This window comes from Algoriphagus sp. CAU 1675 (genome assembly GCF_029222925.1).
In the GTDB taxonomy this organism is placed as follows: domain Bacteria; phylum Bacteroidota; class Bacteroidia; order Cytophagales; family Cyclobacteriaceae; genus Algoriphagus.
Genome location: NZ_JARHUI010000003.1, coordinates 182,135 through 196,163, shown reverse-complemented (window position 1 = coordinate 196,163; position 14,029 = coordinate 182,135). Strand labels below are relative to the sequence as shown.

14 protein-coding genes are annotated in these 14,029 nt (G+C 43.3%); 7 read left to right on the top strand and 7 right to left on the bottom strand.

All coding sequences use genetic code 11. The features are described 5' to 3' along the window. Positions 1 to 455: 455 nt before the first annotated feature. Positions 456 to 1,241 carry a DUF2490 domain-containing protein gene (locus P2G54_RS08030; RefSeq protein WP_275869955.1) on the top strand — a complete coding sequence of 262 codons (786 nt, stop codon included), beginning with the start codon at positions 456 to 458 and terminating at the stop codon, positions 1,239 to 1,241. Between the two features lie 1,350 nt (positions 1,242 to 2,591). On the opposite strand, the gene P2G54_RS08025 is transcribed toward P2G54_RS08030, so the two are convergent. The 3 genes from P2G54_RS08025 to P2G54_RS08015 all read right to left on the bottom strand — a co-directional run bounded on the left by P2G54_RS08025 (position 2,592) and on the right by P2G54_RS08015 (position 4,300). Then, positions 2,592 to 3,041 carry a GNAT family N-acetyltransferase gene (locus P2G54_RS08025; RefSeq protein ID WP_275869954.1) on the bottom strand — a complete coding sequence of 150 codons (450 nt, stop codon included), beginning with the start codon at positions 3,039 to 3,041 and terminating at the stop codon, positions 2,592 to 2,594. 248 nt (positions 3,042 to 3,289) lie between these two features. Next, positions 3,290 to 3,562, bottom strand: a complete 273-nt coding sequence (locus P2G54_RS08020) for a hypothetical protein (protein ID WP_275869952.1) — start codon at positions 3,560 to 3,562, stop codon at positions 3,290 to 3,292. 288 nt (positions 3,563 to 3,850) lie between these two features. Then, on the bottom strand, positions 3,851 to 4,300 hold the full coding sequence (locus P2G54_RS08015; RefSeq protein ID WP_275869950.1) for a GNAT family N-acetyltransferase: 450 nt from the start codon (positions 4,298 to 4,300) through the stop codon (positions 3,851 to 3,853). Positions 4,301 to 5,222: 922 nt separating this feature from the next. Here P2G54_RS08015 and P2G54_RS08010 point away from each other — a divergent pair. Then, positions 5,223 to 5,510 carry a hypothetical protein gene (locus P2G54_RS08010; protein WP_275869948.1) on the top strand — a complete coding sequence of 96 codons (288 nt, stop codon included), beginning with the start codon at positions 5,223 to 5,225 and terminating at the stop codon, positions 5,508 to 5,510. Positions 5,511 to 6,034: 524 nt separating this feature from the next. After that, entirely contained in the window at positions 6,035 to 7,222 is a 1,188-nt protein-coding gene (locus P2G54_RS08005; protein WP_275869947.1) for a histidinol-phosphatase, read from the top strand. Between the two features lie 288 nt (positions 7,223 to 7,510). Here the strand turns inward: P2G54_RS08005 and P2G54_RS08000 are convergent, their stop codons facing one another. The 4 genes from P2G54_RS08000 to P2G54_RS07985 form a co-directional block, all read right to left on the bottom strand. Then, a complete protein-coding gene (locus P2G54_RS08000) occupies positions 7,511 to 8,494 on the bottom strand; it encodes a fasciclin domain-containing protein (protein ID WP_275869945.1) in 984 nt (327 codons plus the stop codon). A 247-nt stretch (positions 8,495 to 8,741) separates the two neighbouring features. Next, positions 8,742 to 9,137 (bottom strand): hypothetical protein, encoded by a 396-nt coding sequence (locus P2G54_RS07995; protein WP_275869944.1) that lies wholly within the window; start codon positions 9,135 to 9,137, stop codon positions 8,742 to 8,744. A gap of 87 nt (positions 9,138 to 9,224) precedes the next feature. Continuing rightward, positions 9,225 to 9,650, bottom strand: coding sequence for a hypothetical protein (locus tag P2G54_RS07990; protein ID WP_275869942.1), 426 nt, complete (start codon positions 9,648 to 9,650; stop codon positions 9,225 to 9,227). Between the two features lie 83 nt (positions 9,651 to 9,733). Further along, positions 9,734 to 10,174 (bottom strand): hypothetical protein, encoded by a 441-nt coding sequence (locus P2G54_RS07985; protein ID WP_275869940.1) that lies wholly within the window; start codon positions 10,172 to 10,174, stop codon positions 9,734 to 9,736. Between the two features lie 416 nt (positions 10,175 to 10,590). On the opposite strand from P2G54_RS07985, the gene P2G54_RS07980 reads away from it, so the two are divergent. The 4 genes from P2G54_RS07980 to P2G54_RS07965 all read left to right on the top strand — a co-directional run bounded on the left by P2G54_RS07980 (position 10,591) and on the right by P2G54_RS07965 (position 14,018). Continuing rightward, a complete protein-coding gene (locus tag P2G54_RS07980; protein WP_275869939.1) occupies positions 10,591 to 11,142 on the top strand; it encodes a hypothetical protein in 552 nt (183 codons plus the stop codon). After that, the gene (locus P2G54_RS07975) at positions 11,139 to 12,128 is read left to right on the top strand and encodes an alpha/beta fold hydrolase (protein ID WP_275869938.1); all 990 of its coding nucleotides are present in this window, start codon (positions 11,139 to 11,141) and stop codon (positions 12,126 to 12,128) included. Before P2G54_RS07980 ends, P2G54_RS07975 begins: the two co-directional genes overlap by 4 nt. Before the next feature lie 307 nt (positions 12,129 to 12,435). Next, on the top strand, positions 12,436 to 12,774 hold the full coding sequence (locus P2G54_RS07970; RefSeq protein ID WP_275869936.1) for a hypothetical protein: 339 nt from the start codon (positions 12,436 to 12,438) through the stop codon (positions 12,772 to 12,774). Between the two features lie 56 nt (positions 12,775 to 12,830). After that, positions 12,831 to 14,018, top strand: a complete 1,188-nt coding sequence (locus tag P2G54_RS07965; RefSeq protein ID WP_275869934.1) for an efflux RND transporter periplasmic adaptor subunit — start codon at positions 12,831 to 12,833, stop codon at positions 14,016 to 14,018. Positions 14,019 to 14,029: the final 11 nt, after the last annotated feature.

Here is a 14,029-nt window from a genome sequence, read left to right as displayed (position 1 = left end):
TGGCGCGGTGGGCTGAATTGGCCGCGGGGGTGCGGTTGATTTGTGCGGAAGGAGCTTAGCCAATTCTTGACCTTTTGGTTCTTTTGGGTCAAGCCAAAAGAACGTTAAATAAAAATCAAACCTTGATTTCCTTAGCTACCCGTCTGAAAACCTCCAATCCACAGCTGGGAGTAATATATGATTGATTATTAAATAGGAGTGTATCTGAGCGAAGTTTCCAGACTAAGCCCGATTATTTTAGGGATTTTTGTCATTCCACCCAGCCTATACTTGGAACTTTGGAGGTGCTGAGAGAAGACCGGCTCGGAAAAAAATCAGTAGACTTTCTGAAAATTTTAAAAGAACTTTTGCATTCAGGAACAAGCAGGAAAAATCTCCTGTTAGCTTTCATATCAATCACCTCAATCACCCATCCCAGCATCAGGCCCTTGTCGGATGCAAAGCCGTTTTCCTTTATGCCCAGTTTCCCTGCTTCCTCCAGTCTATGGTTTTCTTTTTCTTCCAAACTCCCTGGAATTCTTCTTTTGCTATTGCTTGGCTCGGCTCCTCTTTTGGCACAGGAAAAAAATGTCTCCAAGGACAGTCAGCAATGGATGCAGTACTACCATGAAAGCAAGCTCAGCGATTCCTGGTCATTTCTTATTGACGGTGGATTTAGATGGAAAAATGCCATTAACGACCCTTCCCAATACATCATCCGTACAGGCGCGGGCTATTACCTCTCTCCCATGATCCGGGTTTCGGCAGGCTTTGCGCATTTGGGTTTCTACTCGGGGAACAAGAAAAACAAAATCGAATACCGCCCCTATCAGGAAATCCTGATCAAAAACAAATGGCAGCGTCTGGGGATCAGTCAGCGGATCCGGGCGGAAGAACGCTTCTTCAAGGAGGTATTGGACGGGGAAGTACAGGATCCCACGGCCTTCAATTACCGCTTTCGCTACGCTCTGATGGCGAGGATTCCCCTCTTTCAGTTGTCCCCAACCCATCCGGACCGCAAACTCGTTCTGGCTTTTGGGGATGAGATTTTTCTGAATGCAGGACAGGAAGTTACCCACAATGTCTTTGACCAAAACCGCTTTATCCTCAGTCCGGGACTGCAATACAGCAAGAATCTGACCTTTTCCTTTACCTGGAACCGGCAGTTTGGCTCCACCTCCCTGCCTTCTGAATACAAGTTGAGTGATGTTTTTTGGCTCCAAGTCAAGCATCAATTGGATTTTAGAGGAGGAGGAAGTTGAAGGAGGTTTTAAGTTGGGGGTTGTAGGTTGTGAGTTGTGGGTTGTGGGTTCTGAGTCCTGAATTCTGGGTTTTCTTTACCCTTTGGCCTTTTTCCTTTTTCCTCATTTCCTTTATTCGACCAATTCATGGTTTTATTAAAGAATGATCCCATCTCTAACTAGTAACCTGTCTGGAAGTCTTCAATCGCTTTTGGATTATTTACTTTTTGCTGTCAAATAGGGACTGAGCGATCAGACAATTTCCAGTGGAAATTGACCGCGAAGGGCCAACTCTACACAATTCTAAATCATTCTACCCCTATAGTAAAGACAGGTGCGGTGGGAGGACGCAGCAGCGGGGTGTGGGTAGGGTTTGCGCGTGGAAGCTTGGCTGCGTCTTGACCTTTTGGTTCTTTTGGGTCAAGCCAAAAGAACGTTAAATAAAAATCAAACCTTAATTTCCTTAGCAACCTATCTGGAAAACATCAGTCCTTATTTGACTTGTTCCTTTTTGAAGCCAAATAGGGACTGAGCGATCAGACAATTTCCAGTGGAAATTGACCGCGAAGGGCAGGGATGCGCATAGGAAAAGCTTTTGGCCCCGGTCTTTTCTTCCATCCTGCAAGGATAATCCTAAATCCCTGTTTTTCGTTGAGGATGGATTTTTTCTCCTTCTCAATGCCTAAAAATGGCTGGATCACCGAGGCAAGCTCGGCGCTAAGCCATTTTCTTAACGGCTTTTCGAAATCGAAAAAACCGAAAATCCCGAAGGGCCTTCTTTAAACGGAAAACAAAAATTTCACTTGAATATTTTCCCAATATCATCGTCTTTGCCTGCGCGGTGGGCTGACGCAGCAGCGGGGTGTGGGTAGGGTTTGCGCGTGGAAGCTTGGCTGCGTCTTGACCTTTTGGTTCTTTTGGGTCAAGCCAAAAGAACGTTAAATAAAAATCAAACCTTAATTTCCTTAGCAACCTATCAGGAAAACATCAGTCCTTATTTGACTTGTTCCTTTTTGAAGCCAAATAGGGACTGAGCGATCAGACAATTTCCAGTGGAAATTGACCGCGAAGGGCCAACTCTACACAATTCTAAATCATTCTACCCCTATAGTAAAGACAGGTGCGGTGGGTGGACGCAGCAGCGGGGTGTGGGTAGGGTTTGCGCGTGGAAGCTTGGCTGCGTCTTGACCTTTTGGTTCTTTTGGGTCAAGCCAAAAGAACGTTAAATAAAAATCAAACCTTAATTTCCTTAGCAACCTATCAGGAAACCAACAGTCCTTATTTGACTTTTCCTTTTTGAAGCCAAATAGGAACCGTCCCGATTGGTGAAAAAAATAGAGACCATTGACCCCTCACCCACATTTAGAACCTTCAACCCTTCCTAACCATCTCAATATGCTCAATCCCATCTTCATCATACACCTCCCCTTCGGTCTTGAAACCCAGGGATTCGTAAAAGCCCAAGGCGTAGGTTTGAGCACCTAAACGGATGTCGCAGGATCCATAGAGATTCTGACAAGCTTCAATCCCTAATTCCATGACTTTTCTTCCGTACCCTTTTCCTCTGGCACTTGGGGCAGTTACCACCCGTCCAATGGCTACTTCCTCATAGGATACTCCCGCAGGAACGATCCGGCAATAACCAACCAACTGCCCCTCCTGATACAAAAGCAGATGATGGCATTTTTGATCCTTGTTGTCCTGATCCAGGAAGACACAGTTTTGTTCCACCACAAACACTTCGCTTCTTAATCGAAGCAAGTCGTACAATTCATCCTGGGAGAGTTCATAAAAGCCTTTGACTGTATGGGTGATATTCATGGAATTGGGAATGGGTGTTTAGATTTAACTCCAAATATAGTACATGTTGCCTTTTGCCATTGCCCGGCCTTCCCTGCTCCGGGCTCCTCGCTAAAAATGTCCAGTGGACATTTTTTTACGCTCGGTCCTAGGTCAAGCCAAAAGAACAGGAAATAAAAATCAAACCTTAATTTCCTTAGTAACCTATCTGGAAAACATCAGTCCTTATATGACTTGTCCCTTTTTGAAGCCAAATAGGGACTGAGCGATCAGACAATTTCCGGTGGAAATTGACCGCGAAGGGCCGGGATGCGCGTAGGAAAAGCTTTCGGCCCCGGTCTTTTCTTCCATCCTGCAAGGATAATCCTAAATCCCTGTTTTTCGTTGAGGATGGATTTTTTCTCCTTCTCCAAGCCTAAAAATGGCTGGATCACCGAGGCAAGCTCGGCGCTAAGCCATTTTCTTACGGCTTTTCGAAATCGAAAAAACCGAAAATCCCGAAGGGCCTTCCCTACAATTACAACAAGCTCTACTCTACACAATTTCCTACTTAACCACCCAAAGCATGGTTCGGAGGGGTGCGGTGAGAGGACGCAGCAGCGGGGTGTGGGTAGGGTTTGCGCGTGGAAGCTTGGCTGCGTCTTGACCTTTTGGTTCTTTTGGGTCAAGCCAAAAGAACGTTAAATAAAAATCAAACCTTAATTTCCTTAGCAACCTTTCTGGAAAACATCAGTCCTAATATGACTTGTCCCTTTTTGAAGCCAAATAGGAACCGTCCCGATTGGTGAAAAAAATAGAGGCCATTGACCCCTCACCCACATTTAGAACCTTCAACCCTTCCTCACCATCTCAATATGCTCAATCCCATCTTCATCATACACCTCCCCTTCGGTCTGGAAACCCAGGGATTCATAAAAACCCAAGGCGTAGGTTTGAGCGCCTAAACGGATGTCACAGGGTCCATAAAGATTCTGACAGGCTTCAATCCCTAGTTCCATGACTTTTCTTCCAAACCCTTTTCCTCTGGCACTAGGGGCAGTTACCACCCGTCCAATGGCTACTTCCTCATAGGATATTCCCGCAGGAACGATCCGGCAATAGCCAACCAACTGCCCCTCCTGATACAAAAGCAGATGGTGGCATTTTTGATCCTTGTTGTCCTGATCCAGAAAGACACAGTTTTGCTCCACCACAAACACTTCACTTCTTAATCGAAGCAAGTCGTACAATTCATCCTGGGAGAGTTCATAAAAGCCTTTGACTGTATGGGTGATATTCATGGAATTGGGAATGGGTGTTTAGATTTAACTCCAAATATAGTACATGTTGCCTTTTGCCATTGCCCGGCCTTCCCTGCTCCGGGCTCCTCGCTAAAAATGTCCAGTGGACATTTTTTTACGCTCGGTCCTAGGTCAAGCCAAAAGAACGTTAAATAAAAATCAAACCTTAATTTCCTTAGTAACCTATCTGGAAAACATCAGTCCTTATATGACTTGTCCCTTTTTGAAGCCAAATAGGGACTGAGCGATCAGACAATTTCCAGTGGAAATTGACCGCGAAGGGCCGGGATGCGCGTAGGAAAAGCTTTCGGCCCCGGTCTTTTCTTCCATCCTGATTGATTTTAGATGTTCACAGACTTTCGTTTAGGATGGATTTTTTCTCCTTCTCCAAACCTAAAAATGGCTGGATCACCGAGACAAGCTCGGCGCTAAGCCATTTTCTTAACGGCTTTCCGAAGCTCGAAAAAACCGAAAATCCCGAAGGGCCTTCCCTACAATTACAACAAGCTCTACTCTACACAATTTCCTACTTAACCACCCAAAGCATGGTTCGGAGGGGTGCGGTGGGAGGACGCAGCAGCGGGGTGTGGGTAGGGTTTGCGCGTGGAAGCTTGGCTGCGTCTTGACCTTTTGGTTCTTTTGGGTCAAGCCAAAAGAACGTTAAATAAAAATCAAACCTTAATTTCCTTAGCAACCTTTCTGGAAAACATCAGTCCTAATATGACTTGTCCCTTTTTGAAGCCAAATAGGGACTGAGCGATCAGACAATTTCCAGTGGAAATTAACCGCGAAGGGCCAACTCTACACAATTCTAAATCATTCTACTCCTCTGGGAATAGAAGGAATATGGTTAGGACTAGGTGTAGTTTTCAACTACACCTTTCTATTCGAACAAATTTGTAATTTGCTGCTTTCGGAAAACATGATTTTATGGGAGAAGCTTATCCCACAGGAAAGCCGCAGGGAATGGCTGAAGATGATTTTTGAATACCATGCCGAATTCAATAAACGCTCAGGTGATTTACAGTTTTGGACGCATGAAAATCATGCAATTGAACTATACAGGCCTGAAATGATTGAAGGCCGGATGAAATATATTCATGAAAACCCCGTAAGAGCAGGGTTGGTGGAAAAGGAAGAAGATTATTTATATTCCAGTGCCAGAAATTATTTTGGACTTCGAGGCCTGATAGACGTGGATTACTGGTGATTTAGGTTGGTTTTCCAATTACAAATTGGTCAGAATAGTTGGGTGTAGTTGCAAACTACACCCAGTCCCAGAAATTGACCGCGAAGGGCCAACTCTACACAATTCTAAATCATTCTCCCCCTAAAGTATAGACAGGTGCGGTGGGTGGACGCAGCAGCGGGGTGTGGGTAGGGTTTGCGCGTGGAAGCTTGGCTGCGTCTTGACCTTTTGGTTCTTTTGGGTCAAGCCAAAAGAACGTTAAATAAAAATCAAACCTTAATTTCCTTAGCAACCTGTCTGGAAAACAAAAATTTCACTTGAATATTTTCCCAATATCATCGTCTTTGCCTGCGCGGTGGGCTGAATTGGCCGCGGGTGGTCAAGCCAAAAGATCATATAAAGAAACCTTTTGATTGAACTTTAGGAAAATGATAAAGACTCGATTTAACCTATAAATTTTTCTTACTTTCAGGAAAGGACCTATAAGACCAAGCACTTGAATTCAAAGGTTTAAAAACCTAATTCACCCCAAAAAACCTGATCCAATGAAATACGCTCTCTCCATCCTTAGCTTTCTTCTTCTTGGCCTTCTCTCCTGCTCCACCCATAAGGAATGGTACAAAGGAAATCTCCACACTCATTCCTATTGGAGCGACGGGGACGATTACCCGGAAATGATTATGGATTGGTACAAGACCCAAGGCTACGATTTTGCCGTGCTTTCCGATCATAATACCCTGCAGGAAGGAGAAAAGTGGAAACTCATTCCCAAGTCACCCATGCATGAACAAGCCTATGAAAATTACCTCAACAAGTATGGAAAAGAATGGGTGGAGTCTAAAACCGACTCAGCAGGAAGGCTTCATGTGCGATTGAAAACCCTGGAAGAATACCGCTCCCTTTTTGAGGAAAAGGAGAAGTTTCTCATAATCCCCTCAGAGGAAGTCACGGCCAAGTTTGAGCAGAAACCCCTACATATGAATGTGACCAATATTCAGGAATACATTGAGCCGGCAACGGGAAATTCCGTTTCTGAGGTTTTGCAGAGAAATCTTGACCTGGTAAAACAGCAACGAGAAGCCACAGGACACCCCATGTTTTTGCATATCAATCACCCGAATTTTGTCTGGGCCATTACTCCGGAAGATATGATGAGCTTGAATGGAGAACGTTTCTTTGAGGTTTACAACGGTCATCCCGACGTCCACAATTACGGAGACAGCCTTCGCCCAAGTATGGAAGCCCTATGGGATCGGGTTCAGGTATCTTATCTCCAAGCCGGGAAGCCCCTACTCTATGGATTGGCCGTGGACGATGCACATCATTACCATGTGTTTGGAGGAAAACAAAGCAATCCGGGCAGAGGCTGGGTGGAGGTTTGGTCCAAATCCCTCAGCCCTAAAGACCTGATTGAGGCGATGGAAGCCGGGGAATTTTATTCCAGTACAGGCGTTCTTATCCATCAGGTGAAATTCAACGGAAAGAGTCTGAGGATAACCGTAAAGCCTGAGGAAGGGGTGACTTATACCATACGCTTTTTTGGAACGAAAAAATCCAATCCGGAGCAGGCGGGAATATTGCTCAGTGAAATTCAGGGAACTGAAGGCTCCTATACCTTGGAGGAAGATGATCTCTATGTCAGAGCCAAGGTTACTTCCTCTAAATCCAAGGAAAATCCCTACCGTCCGGGAGATATGGAGGAAGCTTGGATTCAGCCGGTGATGAAAAGATAAGAAGGTAGTCGCTTGTATGTTGAAGATTTTAAGTTCGATGTCAGGTCCCTTTTTTGTCAATTTTACAATCAAATAAAATTCATCAATGATCCCACCTGGCTTCCCCGATCCGAATATGAATTGGATCATGGGCCGTGCTTTGAAGTTTTGGGAGAAAAATAAAGGAACAATGGTCCTGATTTGCAGGAGGAGATTTGGATTCCGATCCGAGATAAAAAAGCTTTTTGATTTTTGGTATAAAAAAAAGCCTTCCTCATTACAGGAAGGCTTTGAACAAGTTGGTTTTGTTTATGGCAAAACTTCCGGAAGTACCACTTGGTTGATCACGTGTACCACTCCATTAGTTGCTTGAATGTCTGTATCCAAAATCATGGATTCCCGTCCATAGAAATCAATCAATTTTGGTCCAGAGGTATCGATGGTCAATTGATCTCCAGAGAACATCTCGATAGAGGTATCTGATAGGTCAGATGAAAACACCCTGCCTCCATCAAAAACATGGTAAGCCAAAACTCGAACAAGACCTTCCTGCCCGAGTGCAGCCACAACTTCATTCAAATCTGCGAATCCATATTCCCCTAGAAGCGCTACAAAAGCATCATTATCTGGTGCAAAAACAGTCAATCCATCGGTGTTAGCCAAAATATCCCCTACACCTGCTGCTTCAATGGCTGTTTTGAGAATCGAAAAATCCGCATTGCTTTCCACTAATTCCAGAATATTCTTAGTCGGCGGCATCAATACTGCATCAATTCCATGGATAACTCCATTTCTGGCCATTTTATCTACCAAGATGATACTTGCATCATTGACCATAGGATCCGTCATCACATCAATTTGCACGGCAGCACCATTTAAGGTTGGCACAAATCCCGACATCAGGTCCGTAGAAAGTACGGTACCTCCTACTACATGGTAAAGGAGAATTTCCGTCAAATTCGGCAGAGATCTGATATTTCCGGGATTCAATCCTAATTCTGCAAATGCAGCATCATTGGGTGCAAAAACAGTGAGTTCATTTTGTGCAAAAACTGAGGCCAGACCCGAACTTCCAAGAGCAGCATTAAAAGTCGCATAAGTATTTCCTGCACTTTTTCTGGCATTCAAATCTCCCTCATCCCCTTTTTCCATGGTTTTGAGAACTTCAGGAATGGACTTCAGGGTCATATCCTGGGTTACCTGACTCTGTTCCATGTCTGTGCAGGAACCAAAAAAAATCAGGAAACCAATCAAAAAGCTTCCTGGCAGTAATCGGTTTATTCTCTTTTTCATATTAAGTAGGTTTAGTGTTAAATAAAGAATTAATGCACTTTTAACCACTTGATTTTGAAATAGTTTTAAGTTTTATTGAGAAAAAATTAAAATATTTTAATAACCTTTTTAAAAAAAATTTATAGATCTACATCAACGATAGATCGGATTTTTGGTAACAGAAAGTTGAATGCCGGTAAAACAAAACCTAAAAGATCTCAGGTTTCCCATAGGAGACCCAAGGCAATTTTTTCCGGCATCCTTTCTGTCAATTCAAGGAAATTTTAAAGGTAAGTGCCGGATACGATTTTTGGATTCCATTAGTGGCACCTAGAATATAAAGGGGGTGATTTGAAAGAGTCAATTTATTTGCCTTCATCTTGGTATTATTGGCATGTATCAAGGTCACCAAACCAGAGACTACAGCAATACTCCCTGTATAAAAACAGACTCCTCCAATTGTTGAATCTAAATCTCCGGAAACAATTAGAAGTCCGGTCGTCACCAGTGCTGCACCTCCTCCTAAGAGTATGAGCCCTACATTCTTTTGTTGTCTACTCAATTCAAGATAATCTTGCTTGGTCATTTCCTGGGCCATGGTTTGATAGATTATTCCTGAGCAAAATGTAGAAATCAGGAAAATCAGGATCGCTAAGCGTTTCATGATGAATACGGTTAAATCATGTTTTAAGAATTAATGAAAGAAAAACTTTGAATCCTGGAATAATGAAAACTCCAGTCCCGATCGCCTTTAATCCAAAGGAATACCCACTGAAATAGATGGGTAACTCTTTGGAATCTGATTTGGAATTCTTGGAAAATTGATGGGTTGATGTTTAAGGCTAAGCCTAGCAGCCTTTTTGGAATTTGAAGAGGATTTGATCAGTGTTGGAATTCCGCTGATTATGCCGACAGAACCAAGTAACAATAACACTCCCCCTGTTTCTGATACGCCATTAGAACTGCAATTTCCCATGCATATAAAGTCGCCATCAATCATAATAAGTCCTGTTGTAACCATTGCGGATCCGAAAAGCAAAAGAGTGATGCCGGACTTTTTTTGTTTCTGACTCATTTCAAGGTAATCCTCCTTACTCAGTTCCTGAGCGAATAACTTGCTGAAAACTGCTGACTGTAACATTAATGTGAGCAAAAGCCAAAATCCCACTCGTTTCATAAATACCTCCTTTAAAACTTTTCAAGATTAATATTGACCAAACTAATTGAGAACCAAGCCTATTTTTCTTGGCACCTTCTGCATCAATTCAAAGGAATTTTTAGAGAAAGTGACGGATAGGACTTTGGCAATCGAGCATATGGCCTAGGCATTGTTAAAGGTTTATTTTGAAGGCTCAGTAAAATCGCTTTTTCAGAGTTACTTTTTGAACTTATAAAGAGCGGAATACTGCCGAGCATTGCAGCGCCCCCTACCACGGTTAGGATATTACCGTTGGTATTGGAACCATTATAATCCTTACCGCTTAACATGCCCACCAAAGCATCTCCGGTATTTGACATCGAAACGATAAATCCGGCACCTAGTAAAACAGCTCCTCCACCCAGCAGCACCCAAGCGGATTTTTTTTGGTCGCGGCTTTTTTCTAAATAATCTTGCTTGGTCATCTGCTGAGCAGTGAGTTTGAATGGAATTCCCATGAGCATCAGTACAAACAGGGAAATCAAAATCAGAAATCGTTTCATAATGAATTGGGATAATCGTGTTTTAAGAATGCATTAGAAAGAGACACTCAAAATTCTGGGATCATGGAAATCCCAGCCCCTGTAGCCATATAATTTGGTAATTGTTTGATAAGAAAATCCCGGTACAAACTCTGCCAAAAAGTTTCGCTTTTATTCCACTCTACTCCTCCAATTAAACGAAGTTCAAATCAACCAATAATCATTCATTACCCTCTGAAATTTAGATGCTTACAGACATTTTGAAATTAGTAAAACGCAGTATCCCAAGTGATTTTCATCATAAAAAACAGACAGTTTTGACAAGTAAAAAATCCTTTCCTCAGCGAAAGGACTTTCGAAAAGAAAAGTGTAAATTTCTATAAATCAGAACGCTATTCCTTTGCTGGGAATAGCACCTTATTTCTAGTCTTTTTGGAATGATGATACGAACCACCCTCAAATATCTTGCGCTCTGCCTGGGTTTGCTTCTTTTCTTGCACCCAGAAGAATCCTATGCCCAGCAGTATCATGTAGACTTGGGACTTCGAAGTCAAAAAGCTTTTGGCCTTTACTTCGAAAATGGGATTGTGGCCCAGTTCTCCTCGGATAGCATCGCCCCAAAAAGACTCTACTTGGGAATTGGCTTTATCAGTAGTCGCCTGGGTTCTGCCCTAGGTTCGAATGCCATCAAGCAGGACAATTACCAGATTTGGCTGGCTTATTACCTAAAGAAGGACCACCAACTTCGCCCATTCTTCAGCTTGGGGACCGGATATTTTAAGGCAGATTATGAATCTCCGGATTTTAAGGTCTTGGACCAGCGTTCCCCATTACTATCCGTCACGGCAGGACTGGAATGGGCATCGCCCTATCAAGTGAAAGTCAATCTTGCCTTAGGCTACAATATCATTTCCGGAAATGGTGAGAAGGGTCCGGGCACCCTATATCCCACCTTTGCACAGCTCAACTTTTTCTACCCTTTGAGATGAAAACCAACCTACTCCCCTATCTGAAAATGATTTCCTTTGGCTTTTTGAGAAATAGCATTGGAATGAGCATGATCCTGTTTTTGGGACTTTTCCTTGGGTCCTGTGGTGATCCTTCTGAGATCTCAGATGAACTTTTAGACGGCAAAGTGATTTTTGATCCTTCCCTTTTAAATCCAGAAAGCTATTTGACTTCCCTACGCCATCCCAATCCTACTGCAGAGGAAGCCTCCCGTCCGGTATTTATCCTATGCCATGGCTATAGCGCCAGCACTTTCGAATGGTCGGAATTTATAGATTGGTCAGAAGATACAGATGCCTATTTCACTTCCAGAGTACTACTCGGAGGACATGGTCGCAGCTATTCGGATTTTAAGTCTGCAAAATGGGAAGATTGGCAGCAGGCGATTTTTGATGAGTATGAGGCTCTTTTGGATGCAGGCTATACCAATTTGCATTTGGTGGGTTCCTCAACAGGAGGAGCATTGATTCTGGAAGCCATTGCCGCCGGCTATTTCAGGGATAAAATCCCTCCCAAAAGTGTATTCATGGTAGATCCCATCGTGCTACCCTCTGACAAGATTCTTCCTTTGATCGGCGTGCTAGGTCCCCTGGTGGGATACACTGAATCCGAAAATACAGAAGGTGAAAAAAATTATTGGTACACCTTTAGGCCGTATAAAACCTTGCAGGAACTCCAGGAGGTCATCAAAAAAGTCCGTCTAGATCTTCAAAAAGGAATAGAACTTCCCGCGGGAACATACTTGACAGTCTATAAATCCACACAGGACCCAAGTGCTGACCCTGCCAGTGCCGTCTTAATCTACCAAGGAGTTTCCCCTAAGAGTCAAATGAATATCCATATGGTCAATTCCTCTCTTCATGTGTTTACTAGGCTCAAGTACAGAGAAGACCCTGTTAGTGCTCAGGACTGGCTAAATCAGGAACAAACCTTTGAGGAAATGGTGGAGATTGCCTTGAGTAGATAAAAAGAAAAGCTAAAACAGCTTCATTTTCAACCGTTTAAAAAGACTGGTTTTTGGATGGATGAGTCCCATATTATCATTCTCTTAATTTTGAAATCCTTCTTCACAATGAGTTTAAGCAAACACCCATTTCATTAAAAACTTCAAAATGCTTACCCTGAAAAAAAACCACTCAACAGAATTATTGGACAATCATTAAAGATTCTTTAACAGTTTTGTACTCCATTTCTAATTTGAAGCTTTATTTGAGTCGCTAATTAGTCACTGTGTATTAGGTCCATTTGAAAAGGACCTTAATTCTAAGCCAATTATGATCAGGTTATTCTTTCTTTCTTTTCTACTGTTCGTTGGGGCGACCAGCCTGAGCGCAGCGGAAACCAAGATGGATTTCCCTGTCCGGGTAGATTACCTAGAAAAAAGCTCTGCCTCCCTGGATGTTGATTTAGATCCCATAGAGCTAAATGTCCGATTACTTCGGACCACCTTAAAAAATTTTAGCTCACAGCGTTTCAAAGAAGCAGCAGAAGCAACTCATGAATTGGGCAGGACTTTTTTTTCCTGCAAGCTGTCCCTTCGCTATTCCCAAGCAAGTAGCCCAGACGCATTTAGCCGGTATTTTAAATCGGCCATTCAGGGCAACGCGCCTTGATCCAAAGGGTTAACCCGCCCTTATTCTCAAAAATTCCTAAGTAAAATTTCTGCCACATGAATACTGAAAAAACAGTGGGTTTTTCTGCATGGAAAACCTATTATCCTCTATTTGCATTCTTCTTTGTTTTGACGATAGTTTTGGGTCTGCCTTCCTGCCAGTCCAATCCCAACAAGGCCAAAAAAAACAACCAGGCTCTGGAAATCCCAGTTTTGGAACTCCTGCCTAGGGATGTGGAAGTTCCACAAACCTATATCTGTGATATTCAAGCCATTCAGTTTGTGGACATACGTTCCAAGGTGGAGGGATTTGTGGACCAGATTTTTGTGGATGAGGGCCAGTTTGTCAAAAAAGGCCAAAAGCTTTTCCAGCTTTCCAGCGAGGAGTTCAATGAACTGGTCAACTCTGCCCGAGCCAATCTCATGCGTGCCAAAGCCGAACAGCAGGCAGCCAAGGTGGAAATGGAGCGTCTGCAGATTTTGGTGGACAAAAAGATCATTTCCCCTTCCGAGCTCGAACTCGCTAAATCCAAAAAGGCAGTGACAGACTCCCAAATTGTTCAAGCCGAATCCCAGCTCAAGGCAGCTATGACTGGACTTTCCTATACCACGGTGAGAGCTCCTTTCGATGGAATTGTAGACCGAATTCCCCATAAGATTGGAAGTTTGGTTACTGAAAACGACCTCCTGACTTCTATCACGGATATCTCCTCTGTATTTGCCTACTACAAAGTCAATGAGAGTGAATATCTCCATTTTATGAGGAGTAAGATTGAAAACGGGGACGCTTCCGAACTGAATGAGCAATTGACCCTGATTCTTTCTGATGGACAGGAATATCCCAACAAGGGCATTTTGGAAACCACTGAAGGAGATATTGAATCCGGTACAGGTTCAATTGGTTTCCGGGTACGCTTCCCTAATCCCAACCAACTGATCAAGCATGGAGCATCAGGAAAAATCCAGATGCTCTCCAAGATGGAGCATGTGTTTTTGATCCCTCAGAAATCCACTTTTGAGATTCAGGACTTCACCTATGTCTACATGGTGGATCAAAACAACACCGTCAAAGTCCGAAGCTTCAAGCCTATACAGCGCTATGGCAATTATTATTTGGCTGAAGGCTTTATGCCAGGAGACAAAATCGTCTATGAAGGCATTCAGCAGGTTCAGGACGGAAGTCAGGTAGAACCCAAGGCCATTGCGGCCGCCGATGTGTATCAGGATTTTATCACTATTCGCTAAGTAAGCTCATT